Origin of the sequence: Geobacillus sp. Manikaran-105, assembly GCF_002809955.1 — a bacterium.
Taxonomy (GTDB): Bacteria; Bacillota; Bacilli; order Bacillales; family Anoxybacillaceae; genus Geobacillus; species Geobacillus thermophilus.
Map to the genome: position 1 here is coordinate 1 of NZ_PIJG01000018.1, position 22,540 is coordinate 22,540.

27 protein-coding genes are annotated in these 22,540 nt (G+C 53.0%); 17 read left to right on the forward strand and 10 right to left on the reverse strand.

The genetic code is table 11. The features are described from left to right. Nucleotides 1–108: 108 nt before the first annotated feature. The 3 genes from rnjA to CV945_RS17755 all read right to left on the reverse strand — a co-directional run bounded on the left by rnjA (nucleotide 109) and on the right by CV945_RS17755 (nucleotide 2,269). Nucleotides 109–1,776 (reverse strand): ribonuclease J1, encoded by a 1,668-nt coding sequence (gene rnjA / locus CV945_RS07105; protein ID WP_033008479.1) that lies wholly within the window; start codon nucleotides 1,774–1,776, stop codon nucleotides 109–111. Beyond that, the gene (locus CV945_RS07110; protein WP_033008480.1) at nucleotides 1,773–1,988 is read right to left on the reverse strand and encodes a DNA-dependent RNA polymerase subunit epsilon; all 216 of its coding nucleotides are present in this window, start codon (nucleotides 1,986–1,988) and stop codon (nucleotides 1,773–1,775) included. Before CV945_RS07110 ends, rnjA begins: the two co-directional genes overlap by 4 nt. 146 nt (nucleotides 1,989–2,134) lie before the next feature. Further along, entirely contained in the window at nucleotides 2,135–2,269 is a 135-nt protein-coding gene (locus tag CV945_RS17755; protein ID WP_255350129.1) for a hypothetical protein, read from the reverse strand. Nucleotides 2,270–2,452: 183 nt separating this feature from the next. Between CV945_RS17755 and CV945_RS07115 the strand changes: the two genes are divergently transcribed. After that, the gene (locus tag CV945_RS07115; protein WP_033008483.1) at nucleotides 2,453–3,229 is read left to right on the forward strand and encodes a Cof-type HAD-IIB family hydrolase; all 777 of its coding nucleotides are present in this window, start codon (nucleotides 2,453–2,455) and stop codon (nucleotides 3,227–3,229) included. Nucleotides 3,230–3,285: 56 nt separating this feature from the next. Here CV945_RS07115 and def read toward each other — a convergent pair whose 3' ends face one another. Next, nucleotides 3,286–3,840 (reverse strand): peptide deformylase, encoded by a 555-nt coding sequence (gene def, locus CV945_RS07120; protein WP_100659463.1) that lies wholly within the window; start codon nucleotides 3,838–3,840, stop codon nucleotides 3,286–3,288. 527 nt (nucleotides 3,841–4,367) lie between these two features. On the opposite strand from def, the gene pdhA reads away from it, so the two are divergent. From pdhA to CV945_RS07145, 5 genes are all read left to right on the forward strand, one after another. Next, the gene (pdhA, locus tag CV945_RS07125; protein WP_033016215.1) at nucleotides 4,368–5,477 is read left to right on the forward strand and encodes a pyruvate dehydrogenase (acetyl-transferring) E1 component subunit alpha; all 1,110 of its coding nucleotides are present in this window, start codon (nucleotides 4,368–4,370) and stop codon (nucleotides 5,475–5,477) included. Nucleotides 5,478–5,480: 3 nt separating this feature from the next. Continuing rightward, on the forward strand, nucleotides 5,481–6,458 hold the full coding sequence (gene pdhB / locus CV945_RS07130) for a pyruvate dehydrogenase complex E1 component subunit beta (protein ID WP_033008487.1): 978 nt from the start codon (nucleotides 5,481–5,483) through the stop codon (nucleotides 6,456–6,458). Nucleotides 6,459–6,531: 73 nt separating this feature from the next. Continuing rightward, complete coding sequence (locus CV945_RS07135; RefSeq protein WP_044741487.1) at nucleotides 6,532–7,818, forward strand: dihydrolipoamide acetyltransferase family protein; 1,287 nt, start codon at nucleotides 6,532–6,534, stop codon at nucleotides 7,816–7,818. Between the two features lie 4 nt (nucleotides 7,819–7,822). After that, the gene (gene lpdA / locus CV945_RS07140; RefSeq protein ID WP_050368463.1) at nucleotides 7,823–9,235 is read left to right on the forward strand and encodes a dihydrolipoyl dehydrogenase; all 1,413 of its coding nucleotides are present in this window, start codon (nucleotides 7,823–7,825) and stop codon (nucleotides 9,233–9,235) included. Between the two features lie 134 nt (nucleotides 9,236–9,369). After that, complete coding sequence (locus CV945_RS07145) at nucleotides 9,370–9,612, forward strand: hypothetical protein (protein ID WP_033008528.1); 243 nt, start codon at nucleotides 9,370–9,372, stop codon at nucleotides 9,610–9,612. 65 nt (nucleotides 9,613–9,677) lie between these two features. Here the strand turns inward: CV945_RS07145 and CV945_RS07150 are convergent, their stop codons facing one another. Next, nucleotides 9,678–10,055, reverse strand: coding sequence for a DUF1885 family protein (locus CV945_RS07150; protein WP_033008491.1), 378 nt, complete (start codon nucleotides 10,053–10,055; stop codon nucleotides 9,678–9,680). Nucleotides 10,056–10,257: 202 nt separating this feature from the next. On the opposite strand from CV945_RS07150, the gene CV945_RS07155 reads away from it, so the two are divergent. Next, nucleotides 10,258–10,383 (forward strand): GapA-binding peptide SR1P, encoded by a 126-nt coding sequence (locus CV945_RS07155; RefSeq protein WP_033008492.1) that lies wholly within the window; start codon nucleotides 10,258–10,260, stop codon nucleotides 10,381–10,383. A 111-nt stretch (nucleotides 10,384–10,494) separates the two neighbouring features. On the opposite strand, the gene CV945_RS07160 is transcribed toward CV945_RS07155, so the two are convergent. Continuing rightward, nucleotides 10,495–11,967, reverse strand: coding sequence for an aminotransferase class I/II-fold pyridoxal phosphate-dependent enzyme (locus CV945_RS07160; RefSeq protein WP_033008495.1), 1,473 nt, complete (start codon nucleotides 11,965–11,967; stop codon nucleotides 10,495–10,497). 157 nt (nucleotides 11,968–12,124) lie between these two features. Here CV945_RS07160 and CV945_RS07165 point away from each other — a divergent pair, with 157 nt between their 5' ends. From CV945_RS07165 to CV945_RS07180, 4 genes are all read left to right on the forward strand, one after another. Beyond that, nucleotides 12,125–13,084, forward strand: coding sequence for an NAD(P)H-dependent flavin oxidoreductase (locus tag CV945_RS07165; RefSeq protein WP_033008497.1), 960 nt, complete (start codon nucleotides 12,125–12,127; stop codon nucleotides 13,082–13,084). Nucleotides 13,085–13,100: 16 nt separating this feature from the next. Then, a complete protein-coding gene (locus CV945_RS07170) occupies nucleotides 13,101–13,409 on the forward strand; it encodes a UPF0223 family protein (protein ID WP_047818080.1) in 309 nt (102 codons plus the stop codon). Nucleotides 13,410–13,493: 84 nt separating this feature from the next. Beyond that, entirely contained in the window at nucleotides 13,494–13,709 is a 216-nt protein-coding gene (locus CV945_RS07175) for a hypothetical protein (RefSeq protein WP_171697956.1), read from the forward strand. Between the two features lie 100 nt (nucleotides 13,710–13,809). Continuing rightward, nucleotides 13,810–14,604, forward strand: coding sequence for an inositol monophosphatase family protein (locus CV945_RS07180; protein WP_063330698.1), 795 nt, complete (start codon nucleotides 13,810–13,812; stop codon nucleotides 14,602–14,604). 72 nt (nucleotides 14,605–14,676) lie between these two features. On the opposite strand, the gene CV945_RS17220 is transcribed toward CV945_RS07180, so the two are convergent. After that, nucleotides 14,677–14,850 (reverse strand): DUF5325 family protein, encoded by a 174-nt coding sequence (locus CV945_RS17220; protein WP_158236218.1) that lies wholly within the window; start codon nucleotides 14,848–14,850, stop codon nucleotides 14,677–14,679. Between the two features lie 119 nt (nucleotides 14,851–14,969). On the opposite strand from CV945_RS17220, the gene typA reads away from it, so the two are divergent. From typA to CV945_RS07195, 3 genes are all read left to right on the forward strand, one after another. Continuing rightward, complete coding sequence (gene typA, locus CV945_RS07185) at nucleotides 14,970–16,814, forward strand: translational GTPase TypA (RefSeq protein WP_100659464.1); 1,845 nt, start codon at nucleotides 14,970–14,972, stop codon at nucleotides 16,812–16,814. Nucleotides 16,815–16,949: 135 nt separating this feature from the next. Continuing rightward, nucleotides 16,950–17,258, forward strand: a complete 309-nt coding sequence (locus tag CV945_RS07190; RefSeq protein ID WP_033008502.1) for a YlaH-like family protein — start codon at nucleotides 16,950–16,952, stop codon at nucleotides 17,256–17,258. After that, nucleotides 17,255–17,539, forward strand: a complete 285-nt coding sequence (locus tag CV945_RS07195) for a hypothetical protein (protein WP_033008503.1) — start codon at nucleotides 17,255–17,257, stop codon at nucleotides 17,537–17,539. The genes CV945_RS07190 and CV945_RS07195 overlap by 4 nt, the downstream gene beginning before the upstream one ends. A 59-nt stretch (nucleotides 17,540–17,598) precedes the next feature. Here CV945_RS07195 and CV945_RS07200 read toward each other — a convergent pair whose 3' ends face one another. Together CV945_RS07200 and CV945_RS07205 are read right to left on the reverse strand one after the other, a co-directional pair. Continuing rightward, nucleotides 17,599–17,799 carry a YlaI family protein gene (locus CV945_RS07200; protein ID WP_044742649.1) on the reverse strand — a complete coding sequence of 67 codons (201 nt, stop codon included), beginning with the start codon at nucleotides 17,797–17,799 and terminating at the stop codon, nucleotides 17,599–17,601. A gap of 215 nt (nucleotides 17,800–18,014) precedes the next feature. Then, a complete protein-coding gene (locus tag CV945_RS07205; RefSeq protein WP_044742650.1) occupies nucleotides 18,015–18,611 on the reverse strand; it encodes a YhcN/YlaJ family sporulation lipoprotein in 597 nt (198 codons plus the stop codon). Between the two features lie 134 nt (nucleotides 18,612–18,745). Here CV945_RS07205 and CV945_RS07210 point away from each other — a divergent pair, with 134 nt between their 5' ends. Then, nucleotides 18,746–20,077 (forward strand): PhoH family protein, encoded by a 1,332-nt coding sequence (locus CV945_RS07210; protein ID WP_033008508.1) that lies wholly within the window; start codon nucleotides 18,746–18,748, stop codon nucleotides 20,075–20,077. Nucleotides 20,078–20,195: 118 nt separating this feature from the next. On the opposite strand, the gene CV945_RS07215 is transcribed toward CV945_RS07210, so the two are convergent. Continuing rightward, entirely contained in the window at nucleotides 20,196–20,702 is a 507-nt protein-coding gene (locus tag CV945_RS07215) for a hypothetical protein (protein ID WP_044742651.1), read from the reverse strand. Between the two features lie 164 nt (nucleotides 20,703–20,866). On the opposite strand from CV945_RS07215, the gene CV945_RS07220 reads away from it, so the two are divergent. After that, the gene (locus tag CV945_RS07220; RefSeq protein WP_033008511.1) at nucleotides 20,867–21,154 is read left to right on the forward strand and encodes an Fpa/YlaN family protein; all 288 of its coding nucleotides are present in this window, start codon (nucleotides 20,867–20,869) and stop codon (nucleotides 21,152–21,154) included. Between the two features lie 121 nt (nucleotides 21,155–21,275). Then, a complete protein-coding gene (locus CV945_RS07225; RefSeq protein ID WP_100659465.1) occupies nucleotides 21,276–22,487 on the forward strand; it encodes an FtsW/RodA/SpoVE family cell cycle protein in 1,212 nt (403 codons plus the stop codon). Nucleotides 22,488–22,540 lie beyond the last annotated feature (53 nt).

The following is a 22,540-nucleotide window of genomic DNA, read 5'->3' on the forward strand; positions in this document are numbered from 1 at the left end:
GAACAGAGTCGGAATTTTGTTCCGTTTGGTAAAATATACAAAAACCAGAGAGGGCTGACTCCAAAAGTCCGCTTTTTGGCGGACTTTTGGGTCAGCCCCATTTTTTTGTTAAATTTCCATAATAATCGGCAAAATCATTGGCCGCCGTCTCGTCCGTTCATACAAGAACGGGGCGAGCGTTTCGGTGATTTCATTTTTAATTTCCGACCATTGATTCGTTTTCCGCTCAAGCACTTTTTCGAGATGTTTCGCAATGAGCGCCTGCGCCTCGCTGATCAAGTCGCCTGACTCGCGCATGTAGACGAAGCCGCGGGAGATAATATCTGGCCCGGCAGCGATTTTGAATTCTTTCATGTTGATGCTGACGACAACGATGACGAGTCCTTCCTCTGACAAAATGCGGCGGTCGCGCAAGACGATGTTGCCGATGTCGCCGACGCCGCTGCCGTCAATATAAACGGAGCCGGACGGAATTTTGCCGACGATGCGCGCCTCGTGTTCACTGATGCCGAGCACCTCGCCATTGTCCATAATGAAGCAGTTTTCCTCCGGCACGCCGCAGTCAATGGCGAGCTTGGCGTGCATTTTTTGCATCCGGTATTCGCCGTGGATCGGCATGAAATATTTTGGCTTCATGAGCCGGATCATCAGTTTTTGCTCTTCTTGCCCGCCGTGGCCAGACGTATGGATGTCGTTAAGCGGGCCGTGGATCACTTCCGCACCGGCTCTGTACAGCATGTTGATCGTCCGGTTGACGCTCACGGTGTTGCCCGGAATTGGCGATGAGGAGAAAACAACCGTGTCGCCTGGGATGATTTGAATTTGCCGGTGCGTGCCGTTGGCGATGCGCGACAACGCCGCCATCGGCTCGCCTTGGCTGCCGGTGCACAAAATCGTCACCCGATTGGCCGGCAGGCGGTTGATTTCGTTAGCGTCAACAAACGTGCCTTTTGGGCATTTGATGTAACCGAGTTCTTGGCCGATTTCAATCGCCGCTTCCATGCTGCGGCCGAAGACAGCGATTTTCCGGTTGTTGGCGACCGCCGCTTCGGTCACTTGTTGAAGCCGATGGATGTTGGACGCAAACGTTGCAAAAATAATCCGGCCGTTCACTTTGCGGAAAATGTCGTGGATGCTCTCGCCGACGCGCCGCTCGGACATCGTGAAATGCGGAATTTCACTGTTCGTGCTGTCCGAGAGCAAGCAAAGCACGCCTTCCTTCCCGATTTCTGCCATTTTTGTCAAATTTGCCGGTTCGCCGACCGGTGTAAAGTCGAATTTAAAGTCTCCTGTGTGGACGATTTGGCCAACCGGCGTTTTAACGACGATGCCGTAGCTGTCCGGAATGCTGTGCGTCGTCCGGAAAAAAGTGACCGCTGTTTTTTGGAAGCGAATGACATCCTCTTCGCGAATTTCAATGAGTTTTGCCTGACGCAGCAACCCGTGCTCTTCGAGTTTATTGCGGATGAGCCCGAGCGCCAGCTTGCCGCCGTAAATCGGGATGTTCACCTGCCGGAGCAAATACGGAATGCCGCCGATATGGTCTTCATGCCCATGGGTAATGAACAGCCCTTTCACTTTTTCCGCGTGCTTGACTAAATACGAATAGTCCGGGATGACGTAGTCGATGCCGAGCAATTCGTCTTCTGGAAACTTGATGCCCGCGTCAATCACAATAATTTCGTCTTGAAATTGTACGCCATATGTATTTTTCCCGATTTCACCCAGTCCGCCGAGGGCAAACACACCGACTTGCTGATCCGTTAATAGTTTCATGATGAGATCTCCAATACTTGAAAATTAGCGCTTTTCTTTTCGTACTCCAAATGCGCCCCCTCTAACGGCTGAATATACTCGATATTGATCGGACGGTTTTGCAGCTTTTGGCGTACTTCCCGCTCTGATTCTGCTTCAATGTAGAGTGTTTTCGTTTTTTCTCTCACGGGCACCTCTTCCGCGTTGTCTTGGTAAAACACTTTGAAAATCATGACCGAATCTCTCCTTATCGTACAATGATTGCTTTTCCATTATATAAAAATGCAACCCCGTTTTCATGTTTTTTGTCGTTCAAAAGCAAAAAACAGGCGGGAGGTGTGCCGACGGTACGTATCATCTTTGACGGATTTTGGCCGTTTCATTCGCCAAAGTGGGAAAGAAGCCCTTCCGTCCGAAGGGCTGTTGTTGGAACAGTTAGGCGATCAATTTTTTCCGGAGCAAATCTTTCCACTGTTGAAGCAGCTTTTTTTTCAGCTTTTTCAACATTTTTCATCACTCCTTACTTTTTATTGTACTCAATTTGCGACGAAAGTAAATGTTTCTATTATATATGTTATGTAGGTGGAGGCTTGTTTTTCATGGGTAAAAATGGAACGAGCCGTGTCTTTCGGTTGACATTCCAATTGTTTTTCAGTACGGTAAACAGTGAATACATTTTCGGCAAGGAGAAGAGAACGTGGGCAGAAAAATCGTGTTTTTCGACATTGACGGCACGCTGCTTGATGAACAAAAACAGCTGCCGCCATCAACCGTTGAGGCGATCCGTCAGCTAAAACAGGCCGGCGTCTATGTCGCCATCGCCACCGGCCGGGCGCCGTTTATGTTTGCGGATGTACGCCGCCAGCTTGGGATCGACTCGTTCGTCAGCTTCAACGGGCAATACGTCGTTTTTGAAGGAACTGTCCTGCATAAGCGTCCGCTCCGCCGCGAGAAAGTGCGGACGTTGGCTGAGGACGCCCACCGCAACGGTCATCCGCTCGTCTTTATGGACGCGGAGGAAATGAGGGCGAGCGTCGGCGACCATCCGCACATTCATGTCAGCATGGGAAGCTTGAAGTTTTCCCACCCGCCTGTCGATCCCCTTTATTACGAAAACAATGACATTTACCAAGCGCTGCTGTTTTGCCGCGCCGCAGAAGAAGAACCGTACGTGCGCAATTATCCAGAATTCCGTTTTGTCCGCTGGCACGATGTGTCGACCGATGTGCTGCCGGCAGGGGGATCGAAAGCGGAGGGGATCCGCCTGATGATTGAGAAGCTCGGGATTGACAAAGGCGATGTGTATGCGTTCGGCGATGGGCTGAACGACATTGAAATGTTGTCGTTCGTCGGAACCGGCGTGGCGATGGGAAATGCCCATGAGGAAGTGAAACGGGTCGCCGATTTTGTAACGAAACCGGTCAGTGAAGAAGGCATATGGTACGGATTGAAACAATTGCAATTGATTCCATAAACAGCCGCCCCGCCGCTCATTCGGCGGGGCGGCTGTTTGGCATGGCCGGCCACGGTTCAGCGCCCGATCGGGATCGCCCCGTCTGGTACTTGGAACGGGTCGTCCGGATTGATGCGGTCATAAAACATAATGCCGTTTAAATGGTCGATTTCATGCTGGAAGACGATGGCTGGCAATCCTTTGAGGCGCAAGGTGACTTCCTCGCCGTCGAGCGTCGTGCCGGTGACCGTGATGCGGGCATAGCGCGGTACGTATCCGGGCACATCACGGTCGACCGACAGGCAGCCTTCCCCCGTCGTCAAATAACATTGCTGCACAGAGTGGCTGACGATTTTCGGATTGAACAAGGCATAGCTGTACAGCGTTCCGTTTTCATCAGTGACATGGACGGCAATCATCCGTTTGGAGACGTTGATTTGCGGAGCGGCGAGGCCGATGCCGGGCCGCAGGCCGTATTTGGCCGCCAGTTCCGGATCTTGGCTCATTTTCACATAGTCAAGCAAGCTTTGCAAAATGCGTTTGTCTTCCTCTGTAGGCGGCAGCGGAACGGGCTCAGCCACTTTCCGCAGCGTCGGATGCCCTTCTTTAATGATATCTTTCATGGTGATCATTCGCCTTTTCACTCCTGTCTCTCGCATCGCGGTCTACAGTGTTAGTCTAACAAAAATGCCTGTGCGCCGTAAATGAAAATGCGGCCGTCTGGAGATATTATCGGCGTATAAGGAATAATCGGAAAAGAAACTTAAGAAAGCGCTGTCAATAACGTGAACGGACATTGCGTTTTGCATTTCCCGAAAAATATAATACAGAATTAATACAGTGTTGTTTCGATGTAATATAACAGATGTTTTCAGGAATGTTCCTGATTCCAAATACAACCAGGAGACAAAAGGGAAAGCAACGGAAAATCAAAGTCGTTGACGGCGTGAAAAATAAAGTGTAAACTAAAACTTGCGAACAGATGCTGTGTTAATGAGGATATAAAAAATAGTAATACAGATGTCGGCGCCGTTTTCGGTTTCCGTTGCGCCAAGCGGCGGCTGCTTTTTATTTCTTCTTTCTTTTGGGTACATTAATAGTATATGGATGAAGACAGCCTGATTTCCAAATTTCTTGATGAAAGGCAGAGGTGAACAAGATGGGTGTAAAGACCTTCCAATTCCCATTTGCGGAGCAGCTCGAGAAAGTAGCCGAGCAGTTCCCGACATTTCAAATTTTGAATGAGGAAGGAGAAGTCGTCAATGAAGAGGCGATGCCGGAGCTGAGCGATGAGCAGCTGAAAGAGCTGATGCGCCGCATGGTGTATACGCGCATTCTTGACCAGCGCTCCATTTCGTTGAACCGCCAAGGGAGACTCGGGTTTTATGCGCCGACCGCCGGGCAGGAAGCGAGCCAAATTGCCAGCCATTTTGCATTGGAAAAAGAAGATTTTATTTTGCCGGGATACCGCGACGTTCCGCAAATCATTTGGCATGGGCTTCCGCTGTATCAGGCGTTTTTGTTCTCGCGCGGCCATTTCCATGGCAACCAAATTCCAGAAGGCGTAAACGTCCTGCCGCCGCAAATCATTATCGGCGCCCAATACATCCAAGCAGCTGGTGTGGCGCTCGGCTTGAAAATGCGGGGCAAAAAAGCAGTGGCGATTACATATACGGGCGACGGCGGCACGTCGCAAGGCGATTTCTACGAAGGGATCAACTTTGCGGGGGCGTTTAAGGCGCCGGCCATCTTTGTCGTGCAAAACAACCGCTTTGCCATCTCGACGCCGGTCGAAAAGCAAACCGTTGCCAAAACATTGGCGCAAAAAGCAGTCGCCGCCGGCATTCCGGGCATTCAAGTTGACGGCATGGACCCGCTTGCGGTCTACGCAGCGGTCAAAGCTGCTCGCGAGCGCGCCATTAACGGCGAAGGGCCGACGCTCATTGAAACGCTCTGCTTCCGCTATGGCCCGCATACGATGTCCGGTGACGATCCAACGCGCTATCGTTCGAAAGAGTTGGAAAACGAATGGGCGAAGAAAGACCCACTCGTGCGTTTCCGCAAGTTTTTAGAGGCGAAAGGCTTGTGGAGCGAAGAAGAAGAAAACAACGTTATTGAACAGGCAAAAGAAGAGATTAAAGAAGCGATCAAGAAAGCGGACGAAACGCCGAAGCAAAAAGTAACCGACTTGATCAGCATCATGTTTGAAGAACTGCCGTTCAATTTGAAGGAGCAGTATGAAATTTACAAAGAGAAGGAGTCGAAGTAAGCCATGGCGCAAATGACAATGGTTCAGGCGATCACCGATGCGCTGCGCATCGAGTTGAAAAATGATCCGAACGTGCTCATTTTCGGGGAAGACGTTGGGGTCAACGGCGGCGTATTCCGGGCGACGGAAGGGCTGCAGGCCGAATTTGGCGAAGATCGCGTTTTTGACACGCCGCTCGCCGAATCAGGAATCGGCGGCTTGGCGATCGGTTTGGCGCTGCAAGGGTTTCGCCCGGTGCCGGAAATCCAGTTTTTCGGCTTCGTGTATGAAGCGATGGATTCGATTTGCGGGCAAATGGCGCGCATCCGCTATCGTACGGGCGGACGCTACCATATGCCGATTACGATCCGTTCTCCGTTTGGCGGCGGCGTCCATACGCCGGAGTTGCACTCAGACAGCTTGGAAGGGCTTGTCGCCCAACAGCCAGGCTTGAAGGTTGTCATTCCGTCGACGCCGTATGATGCGAAAGGGCTGCTCATCTCGGCGATTCGCGACAACGACCCGGTCATTTTCCTTGAACATTTGAAGCTGTACCGTTCGTTCCGTCAGGAAGTGCCGGAAGGGGAATACACGATTCCGATCGGCAAGGCGGACATTAAGCGGGAAGGAAAAGACATCACGATCATCGCGTACGGCGCCATGGTGCATGAATCGTTAAAAGCGGCGGCAGAATTAGAGAAGGAAGGCATTTCTGCCGAAGTCGTCGACTTGCGCACCGTGCAGCCGCTCGATATTGAAACGATCATCGGTTCGGTCGAAAAAACGGGCCGCGCCATTGTCGTTCAAGAAGCGCAACGGCAGGCTGGCATCGCCGCCAACGTCGTGGCGGAGATTAACGAACGCGCCATCTTAAGCCTTGAGGCGCCGGTGTTGCGCGTGGCCGCTCCGGACACGGTCTATCCGTTTGCTCAGGCGGAATCGGTATGGCTGCCGAACTTTAAAGATGTAATCGAAACGGCGAAAAAAGTGATGAACTTCTAACAGCGGACAAATTCGGGGGAGCGGAACGCCTTCCCCCGCCCATTTTCGGCAAACGATAGGAGGTAGACAGACAGTGGCTTTTGAATTTAAGCTGCCGGACATTGGCGAAGGCATCCACGAAGGTGAAATTGTCAAATGGTTTGTGAAACCGGGCGATGAAGTGAACGAAGACGATGTATTGTGCGAAGTGCAAAATGACAAGGCGGTTGTCGAAATTCCCTCCCCGGTCAAAGGGAAAGTGCTTGAAATCCTCGTCCCGGAGGGAACAGTGGCAACGGTCGGGCAAACGCTCATCACGCTCGATGCGCCGGGTTATGAAAACATGACGTTTAAAGGACAAGAGCAAGAAGAAGCGAAAAAAGAGGAAAAAACGGAAACGGTGTCGAAAGAGGAAAAGGTTGACGCTGTCGCTCCCAATGCACCGGCAGCTGAAGCGGAGGCTGACCCGAACCGCCGCGTCATCGCCATGCCGTCCGTGCGCAAGTATGCGCGCGAAAAAGGCGTCGATATTCGGCTTGTCCAAGGAACGGGCAAAAACGGCCGCGTCCTGAAAGAAGATATTGACGCTTTCCTTGCCGGCGGCGCAAAACCGGCACCGGCCGCAGCGGAGGAAAAAGCGGCGCCGGCGGCAGCGAAACCGGCGGCGCCAGAAGGCGAATTCCCGGAAACGCGCGAGAAAATGAGCGGCATCCGTCGGGCGATTGCCAAAGCGATGGTGCATTCCAAACATACCGCTCCGCACGTGACGCTGATGGACGAAGCCGATGTGACGAAGCTTGTTGCTCACCGGAAAAAATTCAAGGCTATTGCCGCGGAAAAAGGCATCAAGCTGACGTTTTTGCCGTACGTCGTCAAAGCGCTCGTTTCCGCGCTGCGTGAATACCCAGTGTTGAATACGTCCATTGATGATGAGACGGAAGAAATCATCCAGAAGCATTATTACAATATCGGCATCGCCGCTGATACGGACCGCGGCTTGCTTGTGCCGGTCATTAAACATGCCGATCGCAAGCCGATTTTCGCCTTGGCGCAAGAAATCAATGAGCTCGCCGAGAAAGCGCGCGACGGCAAACTGACGCCGGGAGAAATGAAAGGCGCTTCGTGCACGATTACAAACATCGGTTCGGCCGGCGGGCAATGGTTTACCCCGGTCATCAACCATCCGGAAGTGGCGATTCTTGGCATCGGCCGCATTGCGGAAAAGCCGATCGTCCGTGACGGTGAAATTGTCGCTGCCCCGATGCTGGCGCTCTCGCTCAGCTTTGACCACCGGATGATCGACGGGGCGACAGCGCAAAAAGCGCTCAACCATATCAAACGGCTGTTGAGTGACCCAGAATTATTACTAATGGAGGCGTAAAACGATGGTAGTTGGCGATTTTGCAATTGAAACGGAAACGCTTGTCGTCGGCGCCGGTCCTGGCGGGTATGTCGCCGCCATCCGCGCCGCGCAGCTCGGACAAAAAGTGACGATTGTGGAAAAGGGCAATTTAGGCGGCGTCTGCTTAAATGTTGGCTGCATCCCGTCAAAGGCGCTGATCTCCGCAAGCCACCGCTATGAGCAGGCGAAGCATTCCGAAGAAATGGGCATTAAGGCGGAGAACGTCACCGTCGATTTTGCCAAAGTGCAAGAATGGAAAGCAAGCGTCGTGAAAAAATTAACGGGCGGCGTCGAAGGGCTGTTAAAAGGAAACAAAGTAGAGATCGTCAAAGGGGAAGCGTATTTTGTCGACGCCAATACGGTGCGTGTCGTCAACGGCGACAGCGCGCAGACGTATACGTTCAAAAACGCGATTATCGCCACCGGCTCGCGCCCGATTGAGCTGCCGAACTTCAAGTTTTCCAACCGCATTCTTGACTCGACGGGAGCTCTCAACCTTGGGGAAGTGCCGAAATCGCTCGTGGTCATCGGCGGCGGCTATATTGGCATCGAACTCGGTACGGCTTACGCCAACTTTGGGACGAAAGTGACCATTTTAGAAGGGGCCGGCGAAATTTTGTCCGGTTTTGAGAAGCAAATGGCCGCCATCATCAAGAAGCGCCTGAAGAAAAAAGGCGTTGAAGTCGTGACGAACGCATTGGCGAAAGGGGCCGAAGAACGCGAAGACGGCGTCACGGTCACGTATGAGGCGAATGGCGAAACGAAAACGATTGACGCCGACTATGTGCTCGTCACCGTCGGCCGCCGGCCGAATACGGACGAGCTTGGGCTCGAGCAGCTCGGCGTGAAAATGACAGACCGCGGCTTGATCGAAGTCGATCATCAATGCCGCACGAGCGTGCCGAACATTTTTGCGATCGGCGACATCGTTCCAGGTCCGGCGCTCGCCCATAAAGCGTCGTATGAAGGAAAAGTGGCTGCGGAAGCCATCGCCGGCCATCCGTCGGCAGTCGATTACGTGGCCATTCCAGCCGTTGTCTTCTCCGATCCGGAATGCGCGTCGGTCGGCTATTTTGAGCAGCAGGCGAAAGACGAGGGCATTGACGTCATTGCCGCGAAATTCCCGTTTGCTGCCAACGGCCGCGCCTTGGCGCTGAACGATACGGACGGCTTCTTGAAGCTCGTTGTCCGCAAAGAGGACGGCGTCGTCATTGGTGCGCAAATCATCGGTCCAAATGCTTCTGACATGATCGCCGAGCTTGGGCTCGCCATTGAAGCCGGCATGACGGCGGAAGACATCGCTTTGACGATCCATGCCCATCCGACGCTTGGCGAAATCGCCATGGAAGCGGCGGAAGTGGCGCTTGGCACACCGATTCATATCATTACGAAGTAACTGTGAAACGACCGGGCTTGGCCCGGTCGTTTTTCTTATCATGCGGAAATGACGCATTTCTTGTCCTGTTTTTCATACTATTTTCCGCTTTCGTTTCATATCGTTATGGTAAAGAAAAGCAGGAGATGGAAATGATGAAAGCGTATGTCGCCTTTTTGCTGCAAATGATGATTTGGAGCAGTTTTTCCTTGATCGAGTGGCTGTCGGGGCGGGACCGGCCGTTTTTCCGCGGCTTGATGTTGTGCGTCTTCATGTACATAGCGTTTTTACTGGCGCGCCAGCTCGGCTTGGCGACGCGCAAAGCGCTCCTTACAACAGCTGCCACGGCGGCGGTGTATTTTGCCGGCCAGCATTTCATATGGCAATCTATTCCATGATCTGTCCCTTGGGTGCGGAAGCGGCGCGGTTCGGCGAACAAAAAACAGCGGTCCCATGCCGCTGTTTACGCGCGGCCGAACGACATCGTCCGGCCGCTGAATAAACGCAGTTCGCCGCCAAGCGTTTTGGCCATCCATTTGCTGAATTCGTTTGCTTTTCCTTTGTCCCCGTGCGTTGCTCCCGGCGCCAATGCCAGCTCAATCCATGTTTCTTCTCCGGCTGTCCGCACGGCAATGGCCATCCCTTTGTATAAGCGTCCGTCGCCTTGCAAATAAAGAACGTGGTCGCGTTCATGCACCGTGTATGGAAAGGCTGCCTGCTCGTACGCCCATCCAAGCTGCTCCCCCGTTTTGCGCAGCGCGGCTCGGTAACGTTCGAGCAACTGTTTGATTTCCTCGATGCTGATCGATTTTCCCCCCGGCAGCTTTAGGCTTGCATTCAACGCCCTTCTCTCCTTTCGCCATCTTTTTGTCTCTCTCGTCTTCATTGTACCATGTTTTTCCGGACTGCGGTGAAAAAGTTTGGTGTCATAAAAGAGCCGTCATAATTCGAAATGTGACATACAAATTGGGATTGACAATCTAAATATGATATATTATTATAAAACCAACAACAACATTTATCATCATAAAGGGGTTTTGGGGATGGGCACGATCGTATGCCAAACGTGTGAAGCGACAATTGCGTATTTTGAAGATGAAAAAGTGACAACGCTTTACGGGAAATGCGATTGCTGCGGTCATGACCGCGAGGACGGAGAAAAAGAATAAGGCGGGCAAACAAACGGGGGAAGGAACGGATAGGCGCGCATGTGGGGTAAAGCACATGCGCGCCGTTGATTTTGGCCCAAAAAAACAAGCCGGGAAAACCGGCTTGTGCATTCAACGAATCGGCTTATATTCTTTGATGACGCGAAACGTCTGCAGCGTATCGTCCTCAGGGCCTTGCACCGGCAGGCCGGCGGCCAAGTTTGTCTCGATATACTTCAAATTTTCCTCCGTAATGATTTCACCGGGAATAAAAATCGGGATGCCCGGCGGATACACCATCACAAATTCCGCGATGATCCGTCCGGCTGACTCGTGAAACGGCACGACTTCTGTTTCTGCATAAAAGGCGTCGCGCGGCGTCAAGGCTAAGGCCGGGATATCCGGAAGCAGCACTTTCGGTTTGACTCCTTTTTCCGCCTGATGGCTGAACTCGTCCGACAGGCGGCGGAGGGCCGAAACGAGCAGCCCGGCTTCCCGCTCGCTGTCGCCTGGCGTGATGATGCACAAAATGTTATACAAATCCGAAAGCTCCACTTCGATGTTATACGTTTCGCGGAGCCATTGTTCGACATCATGGCCGGTCAAGCCGAGCTCCTTGACGGAGATGATCAGCTTCGTTGGATCGTAGTCGTACGTCGCTTCCGTGCCTAAAATTTCTTCACCGACGCAGTACAAATATGGAATTTCGTTGATTTGCCGCCGTGTCCATTCCGCGAGGCGGATCGCCTTGTCAATGAGCTCCCGCCCTTTCGTCGCCAGCTGTTTGCGGGCGACATCGAGCGAAGCGAGCAACAAATACGACGTCGACGTCGTCGTCAACATGCTTAAGATCGCTTGCACGTGCTTCGCGGAGACGAGCCCTTCGCGCACATTTAAAATCGAGCTTTGCGTCAGCGATCCGCCGAGCTTATGGACGCTTGTCGCCGCCATATCGGCCCCGGCTTGCATCGCGGAGAGCGGCAAGTCCTCATGAAAATGAATGTGCACGCCGTGCGCTTCGTCGACAAGCACCGGAACGTTGTACGAGTGGGCGATCTCGACGATTTTTTTCAAATCGCCGGCAATGCCAAAATACGTCGGGTTGATGACGAGCACCCCTTTGGCATCCGGGTGTTGGTGGAGCGCTTTTTCCACTGCCTGTGGCGTAATGCCGTGGGAAATACCGAGCTCCTTGTCAATTTCCGGATGGATGAAAATCGGCGTCGCCCCAGAAAAGACGATTGCAGACATGACCGATTTATGGACGTTGCGCGGCACAATAATTTTATCGCCCGGTCCGGCGACCGACATGACCATCGTCATGATCGCCCCGCTCGTCCCTTGCACTGAGAAAAACGTGTAATCGGCGCCGAACGCTTCGGCGGCGAGCTCCTGTGCACGTTTGATCATCCCTTTCGGATGATGCAAATCGTCGAGCGGACTGATGTTGATTAAATCGATCGCCAAGGCGTTTTCTCCGATGAAGGCGCGAAACTCCGGATCCATGCCGGCCCCTTTTTTATGGCCGGGGATGTGAAATTGAACCGGATTTTTTTTCATATGCTCCAACAGTCCGGTAAACAATGGTGTTTCGAGTTGTGACAATGGTTCCCCACACCTCTTTACCTTAAAAATAAAACAAATGCATTATAGCATTTATTTGTTCGTTTGCAAAGAAGAAAAGAATGTTGCACCAAAAAAGGAGAATGGCGATCAAAACAAGAAGTAAAAGAAGGATAACATCAAAAGGGGGAATGAATCGATGGAATGGAACACGAGAGTGACCGAGTTGCTCGGCATTACATATCCAATCATTCAAGGGGGATTAGCCTATCTGGCGTACGCCGACTTGGCCGCCGCCGTCTCCAACGCCGGCGGGCTCGGCCAAATTACGGCGATGTCGCTTGAAAGCCCGGAGCGCTTGCGCGAGGAAATCCGCAAAGTGAAAGAAAAGACGGACCGGCCGTTTGGAGTTAATTTTGCCATCGGCCAGCACGGCCGCCCGTTCGCTCATATGCTTGAGGCGGCGCTTGATGAGGGCGTGCCGGTCGTCTCGGTCACAGGCGGCAATCCGGCGCCGTTTTTTGAACTGCTGAAAGGAACGAACGTCAAAACATTAGTGCTTGTCGCAGCTGTTCGCCAAGCGGTCAAAGCGGAAGAGCTTGGCGCCGATGCGGTGATGGTCGTCGGGCAGGAAGGGGGCGGCCACCTTGGCAAATATGACACCGGCACGTTCGTCCTCATCCCGAAAGTCGTTGATTCCGTATCGATTCCGGTCATCGCTTCGGGCGGGATCGCCGACGGGCGCGGGCTTATGGCGGCGCTGGCGCTTGGAGCGGAAGGAATTGAAATGGGCACGCGGTTTATCGCCACGAAAGAATGCGTTCACGCCCATCCGATATACAAAGACATGATCGTGAACGCCAGTGAGCATGACACAGTGGTCATCAAACGGTCGCTCGGAGCGCCGGGGCGGGCAATTGCCAACAAGTGGACAGAAAAAATATTGGAAATTGAGCGCCAAGGCGGCACGTATGACGATTTGAAAGAATACATTAGCGGAGAGGCGAATCGGCGCTTTATTTACGAAGGGAAGGTGGATGAAGGGTTCGCTTGGGCCGGACAGGCGATTGGGCTTATTCACGACATTCCGTCGGTCGCTGAACTGTTTGCCCGCATGATCGGCGAGGCGGAACAAATTCGGCGCCGTTGGGCAAACTAACGGCGGAGGTGAAACAATGGGCTATTCGTACCCGTTTTCGTATGATTGGTCGACGCAAGAAATCATTGATGTCATTAAATTTTTTACGGCGGTCGAAACGGCGTATGAGCGGGGGATGAAACGCGAAGAATTAATGGAGATATACCGCCGTTTCAAAGAGATCGTCCCGTCGAAAAGCGAGGAAAACCGGCTGTATGCCGAGTTTGAAAAAGAAAGCGGCTATTCATCGTACGCGGTCATCAAGCAGATGAAAGAGGCAAAAAACGGTGACTGGATTCACATCGGGCCAAGCGGGCGAAACGCGGTAGGTAAACGCACAAATTAGTTGCATACACCCCTTTTTCCACATAATATAATATAAAACAAAACGAAGCAGCACATTCCGTGAGGGGCGCCGGAAGTTTAGCGGATGATCGAGAAAGGGGTGCGGACGAAGATGAAAAAAACCGCCAATTCGCTGAAACGGCCAGACGGAGACAAACGCATGGCGGTGTTGCGGCTCGAACTTGATTATGAATTGGCGACGCTGTATGAAGCCATGATGGAAAACGATGAAGAAAAGAAAAGAGAATGCAAACGGCGGCTTGAAAAGCTGCGCCAAGAACTGATGCGCCTTCAAGTATGACCATTTTTAAGGCGAACCATCTTTGCGGTTCGTTTTTTTCTTGAGCGGTGCCCACCCCTTTCCGGCTGCTGCGTACATAATAAAAGCGGGAGGAATAGACATGGCAGGAAAATGGGAAGAGATCGACCAGTATGCCCGGCAATGGATTGCAGAAGCGGGACAGCGCATCCGCGCCTCGTTTGCGGAGCCGCTGACTGTGGAAACGAAGGAAAACCGCAACGACTTGGTGTCGAACGTCGACCGCGGCATTGAGCAGTTTTTCGCCGAGCACATCCGCCGCCAATTTCCCGGCCATCGCCTGTTGGGCGAAGAAGGGTTCGGTGATGAGCTGGCCGCATTGGACGGCGTTGTATGGGTCATTGACCCGATTGACGGAACGATGAACTTTGTCCATCAGCGGCGCCACTTTGCCGTGTCGGTCGGCATTTTCGAAGATGGCGTCGGCCAGCTTGGCTATGTGTATGACGTTGTCTTTGACGAGCTGTATACCGCGCAAAAAGGGAAGGGGCTGTTTTTGAACGGCGAGCCGCTCGGCCGCTTGCAGCCGGCACCGGTGGCGGAATCGATCATCGCCATTAATGGCACATGGCTCATGGAAAATAAACGTCTCGACCATCGTCCACTCGTGAGGCTGGCCAAAGATGCGCGCGGCACGCGTTCGTACGGGTCGGCGGCGCTCGAGCTCGCCTATGTCGCAGCCGGCCGCTTGGACGCCTACATTTCGCCGCGCCTGTCGCCGTGGGATTTTGCCGGCGGGATGATTTTAATTGAAGAGGCGGGCGGAATCATGACGAACCTCGACGGAAAGCCGATCGATCTGCTCAACCGCAGCTCTGTGCTTGCCGCCAAGCCGGGCGTGCATGAGGAAATTTTGCAGCGCTACCTTCGGGGCTGACGAGAAGGAGGCTGCGGCAAGAAAAGGGGCTGATCCAAAATGCGAGTGCGTTTTCGGATCAGTCCCGTTTTTTTATTCGCGCATCCGCTTTTTGCGAACGAACCCGGCGCCCATGATGGCGATAAACGTGAGCGTCGAGACGGCGATGCCGGTTGCGCTTTGCTCAGCGATGAAAACGCCGATCGCCATGACGGCGGCGACAGCGAGGATGGCGAGTAGCAGCGGCACAGGTTCGATGCGTTTCATCCGCTTGACTCCTTTCTCGGAAAATGAGGCGTCTTTTTCTAGCGTACCGGAAAACATGCCGATTTTCTATCGGTTGTGATATAATAGACAAGCAGTTTGCCGAACAGGAGTGACCGACATTGACGAACAAACGAATCGATCTTCGCAATATCGCGATCATCGCCCACGTCGACCATGGAAAAACGACGCTCGTCGACCAACTGCTCCGGCAGTCGGGGACATTCCGCGAAAACGAACAAGTCGAGGAGCGGGCGCTTGATCGCAACGATTTGGAGCGTGAGCGCGGCATTACGATTTTAGCCAAAAATACTGCTGTGTTGTATAAAGGGACGCGCATCAACATTTTGGATACACCGGGGCACGCCGATTTCGGCGGGGAAGTGGAGCGGATCATGCGCCTTGTTGACGGCGTCTTGCTTGTCGTCGATGCGTACGAAGGCTGCATGCCGCAAACGCGGTTTGTGCTCAAAAAAGCGCTTGAGCAGCAGCTTGTGCCGATTGTCGTCGTCAACAAAATCGACCGCGAGTTTGCCCGTCCGGCGGAAGTCGTCGATGAAGTGATCGACTTGTTTATTGAACTCGGCGCTTCGGAGGAGCAGCTTGAGTTTCCGGTCGTGTACACATCGGCGCTTCGCGGAACATCAAGCCTTGACCCGGACCGGCAAGGCGGGGACATGACCGCCTTGTTTGAGACGATCATCGAGCATATTCCGGCGCCGGCGGACAATCGCGATGAACCGTTGCAATTCCAGGTGGCCCTGCTCGATTATAACGAATACGTGGGCCGCATCGGCATCGGGCGCATTTTCCGCGGCACGATGAAAACCGGCCAGCAAGTCGCCTTATTGAAGCGCGACGGCACCGTGAGACAGTTCCGCGTCACAAAGTTGTTCGGCTTTATTGGCTTAAAGCGGATCGAGATTGAAGAAGCCCACGCCGGCGACATCGTGGCTGTTGCGGGAATGGAAGACATTAACGTCGGCGAGACCGTTTGTCCGCCGGACCGCCAGGAACCGTTGCCGCCGCTTCATATTGATGAGCCGACGCTGAAAATGACCTTTCTTGTCAACAACAGCCCGTTTGCCGGGCGCGAAGGCAAATATGTGACGGCACGGAAGTTGGAAGAGCGGCTGCTCACCCAGCTTGAGACCGATGTCAGCCTGCGCGTCGAGCCGACCGATTCGCCGGATGCATGGATCGTTTCCGGACGCGGCGAGCTTCATTTAGCCATTCTAATTGAAAGCATGCGCCGAGAAGGGTATGAACTGCAAGTATCGAAGCCGGAAGTTATTGTCAAAGAGATCGATGGCGTTTTGTGCGAACCGATTGAACGAGTCGTGATCGACGTTCCGGAAGAGTATACCGGCGCTGTTATGGAATCGCTTGGCAGCCGCAAAGGTGAACTCGCCGATATGGTGCATGGAGACAACGGACAAGTGCGCCTCGTCTTTCTTGTGCCGTCGCGCGGGTTGATCGGCTATCGAAGCGAATTTATGTCGCTGACGCGTGGGTATGGCATTTTAAACCATTCATTTGACCATTACGCTCCCATGCAGGCTGGCGCGATCGGAGGCCGCCGCCAAGGGGTGCTCGTCTCGATGGAAACCGGCAAGGCGACAGCGTACAGCATTATGCAGCTTGAGGACCGCGGCACGATTTTTGTCGAGCCGGGCACAGAAGTGTACGAAGGAATGATCGTCGGCGAGCACAACCGGGAAAACGACCTTGTCGTCAACATTTGCCGCGAGAAGCATGTTACGAATGTGCGCTCATCGACGAAAGAGCAGACGGTGACGATGAAAAAGCCGCGCCTGCTGACGTTGGAAGAGGCGCTTGAGTATTTGAACGACGATGAATATTGTGAAGTGACGCCGGTTTCCATTCGTTTGCGCAAAAAAATCTTAAGCAAAAGCGAGCGCGAAAAAGCGGAGAAGAGAAAGAAAGCGGCGCAACAGGCAAAATAGAAGCGGCATGCCTTTGGCTAACCGGGAAAGCCCTGGATGCGCCGGCGTGTGCATGCTTCTGCCGCGCGGCGCTTGAGAGGAAACAAAACAGGGCTGCGTTTTGGCGGGCCATTCGGGTGAACGGGAGGGAACAGTATGAACGTGCTGGAACGGCTGACGTTTTTCGCCTCGCTTTATGACGTTGACGGCAATCCCGAGCGCGGCATGTGGCTGCTGTACGCCACGGTTTTGCTGCTGGCGGCGCTTGTTTACCGTCTCGGTTTTGCCCGCCGGCTGCCGCTGTTGAAAAGCGCCGTCATTTACGTCTTGCTGGCGCTCGGCTGCACGGTGTTAACGTTTTTCGCTGTTTTTTTGCCTGTGGCGGAAGGATTGGCGGTCGCCGCGCTCGTATTGCTCATTTACAAAATCCGCCTCAGGCAGGCGAAAGAGGGAGAAAAGCCATGAAATCGGTGCAAGACGCTCTTTACAACTGGCTGACAATCGAAATTGTCGCCGCCGCCCGCCCGCACGATGAGGCGGCGCGCGACACGGCGTCGTTTTTTCTGGCTATCTTGGAAAACAACTTCGGCGTGACGGCGGTGAAGGCCGCCAAAGACGAAGCGAGCGGGCGGTACGTTGTTGAATATAGGTGCGGCGGGGAAACAAAGACGGCTCATTTCCCTGTGGAGCTGGCGGAAGCGATATGGCGGCAGATCGAAGCCGAGCCCGAGAAGTACGGATCATAAAGAAATAAAAAAGCAAAACCGGCACTGGAAAGCGGCCGCTTCTCAGTGCCGGTTTTTGGTTACCAATCGTCATCGGTGCGGTTGCCGCGATAGAAGCGGAATTTTCCTGTCGCCAGCCGCATCCGTGTTTTTTCCGCAATGCGGTCATGACATTGACGGCACATGTACGTATGGATCGGGCGGTTGCGAAGCCGTTTGGCGAGCGGCGATTCATCGTCGATCGTGTCAATTTGTTCGCAAAGCACGCATTTGACTCTCATGGTTCACCTCAACAACTATATCAATGCACGTTGAAACTTTAACGTTTTTTATTTTTCGACTGGCGAGCGGCCGAACAACACCGCCTTCCAGACAAATTGATTTGTCCGGAAGGCGGCTCGTTGTTCGGTTCTCTGTCACGCTAAAGCTTCTCCGGCTGTCATTAAGATCGAAAATGCCCCTCCCGATCCATTATACCACAGCGCAGCAGAATCGTTTAGCGGTTTAAGTGGTGGTTGGACTGCTTTTCTTGACGTTCGTTCAACTGCCGTTCCTCTTGGTTGTTCAACTGCCCGTCGTTTTCTTCGGTCGGATTTGGCGTCGTTTCAAACAGGTCGCTTGGCACTTCCGGCATCACCCGTCCAACGATGTCGGCGATTTCGTTCATGAATGCCTGCACCGGCCGCCCCTCATCAATTTGCCGGCCGATGTTGCGCACGCGCGTGTAAAGGTCCGGATCGGCGATAATAATTGCGTTGGCGCCGTACGGGTCTTTTTGCAGCGCTTCTGCAACGGAATATTTGATCGTGCCGACGCGTGAGGCGTCGACATTGGCGCCGACGTCAATGCCGACGATGGCGTACTTGCCCACAACGATCGCGGTAGCATCGTGAACGTTCGGCACACGGTTCGCGATCTCCGCAATCCGGCGGGCGATCTCCTGGCCCGATTTATTTTCTACCTGCTCATCAACCGTATTTCTGACGCGCACAAGCGAACGGTCCCCATCGTTTGCTTCATTGCTGTTTCCAACATTGCATCCGCCTAAAAGAAGAAGGGAGAAGGCGGCCAGCCATCCGAGTGTTTTCTTCATCTTTGCCCACCTCTGCTTTTTTGACTTTATTTTGCAAAAATCCTTCTATCTTTATACATTTTTTCATATGCTATACCACAGCCATTCCCATCCGGTATACAAGGCGAAAAACGGACGCTAGGGGGAAGCGGAATTTGGGAAAGAAAATCTATGTGCTTGATACAAACGTCCTCTTGCAAGACCCGTATTCAATTTTTTCGTTCGAGGACAACGAGGTCGTCATTCCGGCTGTCGTCCTGGAGGAAGTGGATTCGAAAAAGCGGTATATGGATGAGGTCGGGAGAAACGCCCGCCAGGTGTCGAAGCTGATCGACCGCCTGCGCGAGAACGGCAAGTTGCACGAGAAAATTCCGCTTGAAAACGGAGGGGTGCTGCGCATTGAACTGAACCACCGTTCATTCCATCAGCTTCAGGAAATTTTTGTCGAAAAAACGAACGACAACCGCATTTTGGCGGTGGCGAAAAACTTATCGCTTGAGGAACAAGCGAAAGAGGACGGACGTTCGGTCATTTTGGTGAGCAAAGATGCGCTCGTGCGCGTGAAAGCGGATGCCATCGGGCTGCAGGCCGAAGACTTCTTAAGCGACCGCGTCGTTGACGTCGACCATATTTACACCGGGTTTTTGGAACTGTACATAGGGAGGGATCACCTGCAACGGTTTTATGATAAAGGGGAGCTCGTGTTGGCCGATATCGCTGATCACCCGTTTTACCCGAATCAGTTTATTATTATGAAAGACGCATTCGGCAGTTCAGCTTCGGCGATTGGCATCGTCGACCAAAACGGCAAAAAGGTGAAGAAGCTGATTTTTCATCATGAGCATATATGGGGCATTCGCCCGCGCAACGTGCAGCAAACGATGGCGTTTGAGCTGCTTATGCGCGACGATATTCCGCTCGTGACGTTAATCGGCAAGGCTGGAACCGGGAAAACGCTGCTCGCGCTTGCTGCCGGGCTCATGCAGACTGAAGACTTGCGCACGTACAAAAAGCTGCTTGTCGCGCGCCCGATCGTGCCGATGGGGAAAGACCTCGGCTTTTTGCCCGGGGAAAAGGAAGAAAAGCTGCGCCCGTGGATGCAGCCGATTTTTGACAACCTTGAGTATTTGTTCAACACGAAAAAGCCGGGGGAATTGGACGCCATTTTAGCCGGCATGAGCTCGATTGAAGTCGAGGCGCTCACCTACATTCGCGGCCGCAGCCTGCCGGAGCAGTTCATCATTATTGATGAGGCGCAAAACTTGACAAAGCATGAAGTGAAGACGATTTTGACGCGCGTCGGCGAAAAAAGCAAAATCATTTTAATGGGCGATCCGGAACAGATCGACCATCCATATTTGGATGAATACAACAACGGCTTGACGTATGTGGTCGAGAAATTCAAAGACCAAAAAATCGCCGGTCATATCCGCCTTGTCAAAGGAGAGCGTTCCGCGCTCGCCCAGCTCGCTGCCGACTTGCTTTAGCCCTCGTCTTCCAACCGGCCGCTTGGGAGGCTGCCAATCCTGCGTCACGCGAACGAACAGGAATGGCGGCCCCTCACGGCCGACCGAAAACCGGACGTCCTCTTGACGGAGCGTCTGGTCAGCGGACGATGAGCTGGCGCACATGGGTAATCGGCGCTTCGCGGTTCGAGCCGTCGCCGAAATAAATGTGCACCGGACCGTCATCGCGCAGCGGCTTTCCGTTTTTAGAAAAAGCAAAAATCAAATCGTATGCTTTGTCGAGCGGGATCACCGTTTCCCCGCTTTCCGTCACGACGACAAGTTCGGAAGCGTCTTCGTGCGGTTCAGCGTTTTGCAAAAACGGAGCAAACGGCATGCCGAACGAACCGGTGATGATTTTCTCCTTCAAAAAACGCCGCTCGGTTTTCAATGTGGGCGGAAAGACGGCCCCCTCCTGAATTTCCCGGTCCCAAAACGCCGACCACTTTTTGATTTCTTCTTCCTCTTGCCCTGCCTCGGCCTGATCCGGTTTCGGATGCGAAAAATACGTGTCCAAATCGACTTTTCGGTCATCGAAAATCCAGACGCCAGGGTCGAGCGTAATCGTAAAGTTGACCTTTCCCGTCAGCATGATAATATCGCTCATCAAGACACCCTCTCCTCTGCATGTTGCCGCTGTTTTTAGTATAATAATAAATAAAGCGTTTGTCATGTTCCAAGCCGGATTGCTGTCAATGGTTTCAACTTGCAAAATGGCTTGTTTCACGTTAAGATTTAAAGAAGGATAGGGGAGAGAACGGAGGGATCGATGTGACGGACGAATCGATGGGCTATCGCGAAAAGGCGTACGCGCTGCTGCAAGCCGATGCGGAAAAAATTATTCAGCTCATCCGCGTGCAAATGGATCATTTGACGATGCCGCAATGTCCGCTCTATGAGGAAGTGTTGGACACGCAAATGTTCGGCTTGTCGCGGGAAATCGACTTTGCGGTGCGCCTCGGGCTTGTGGAGGCCAAAGACGGAAAGGCGCTCCTTGACCGGCTTGAGCGCGAGCTTTCCGCATTGCATGAAGCAGTGACAAAAAAGCGCGTACGATAACGATACATGGCAACTCAAACGATTGGCCTGCCGTCGTTTGAGTTTTTCTGTTTTTGGGCAGGAAATCGGCGCGCTGCTGCGAATGATTTATGTACATACGTGCAAACAGGGAAGAGGGACGATGGATCGACAATTACGGAAGAAAGTGTTGAAATGTTACGATTATCCGCTCATGGCCGCGGTCATTATGCTGTCGTTGTTCGGCCTGATTATGGTGTACAGCGCGAGCATGGTGACGGCCGTCATCCGTTTTGAGGTGCCGAGCGACTATTTTTATGAGCGGCAAAAGCATTGGCTCATCGCCGCGCTCGCTGCCTTTGCCATGATGGCTATTATTCCGTATAAAGTGTGGCGAAAAGAACGATTCGTGAAATTCGTTTTCTTCGTTTCCCCGCTGATGCTGATCGCGGTTGCGTTCCTTGGCCATACGGTCAACAATGCGACAAGCTGGTTTCGCGTTGGGGCGCTTTCCATCCAGCCGGCGGAGCTGGCCAAGCTCGGCCTGATTTTGTACTTGTCGGCGGCGTTTGCCAACAAGCGGAAACGGCTGGCTGAGCCGGTGAAAAGCAATTTATTCCCCATTTACTATACGCTGTTTATTTGTGCGTTGATCGCCATTCAGCCGGACTTCGGCACGGCGTTTATCGTTTTTGTCATCGCGGTGTGCATCATTCTTTCGTCTGGACTGCGCCTCACGTTGCTTTTCAAGCAGCTGCTCTTTTTCGCTTTGATCGCCGTGATGCTGTCGCCGCTTTGGCTTCCGTTCATGGGCAAAAAGATTTTTTCGGACGAACGGTTGTCGCGCCTTTACAGTTTTTTGGATCCGTTTCAATATGCGGATACGGACGGCTATCAGCTCGTCAATTCGTATTTGGCGATCGGGCTTGGCGGGCTGAAAGGAGTGGGGCTTGGCAAAGGCATTCAAAAATACGGCTACCTGCCAGAGTCGCACACCGATTTTATTATGGCGGTCATCGCCGAAGAGCTCGGCTTATTTGGTGTAGCGTTCACGCTTGGGTTATTGGCGTTTATCGTGCTGCGCGGGCTTTGGATTGCCCGCCGCTCCCACGATGCGTTTGGGAGCCTGCTTGCGATCGGCATCTCCGTCATGATCGGCTTTCAAACGTTCATTAACGTTGGTGGGGTCGTTGGCCTTATTCCGATTACAGGGGTGCCGCTGCCGCTCGTCAGCTATGGGGGAACGTCGCTTGTCCTGACCATGGCTTCGCTCGGTCTGCTTGTGAACATTTCTATGTTTGCAAAGTACGAACAACGGTATAAAAAAGCGGAAAAAACGATGGTCAGCAAACAGAAAAGAGGTCTGACTTTTTAGAAAGTGTATTTACAAATCGGCAAAACTTTTATACTTTTATTAAATAAAGGAGG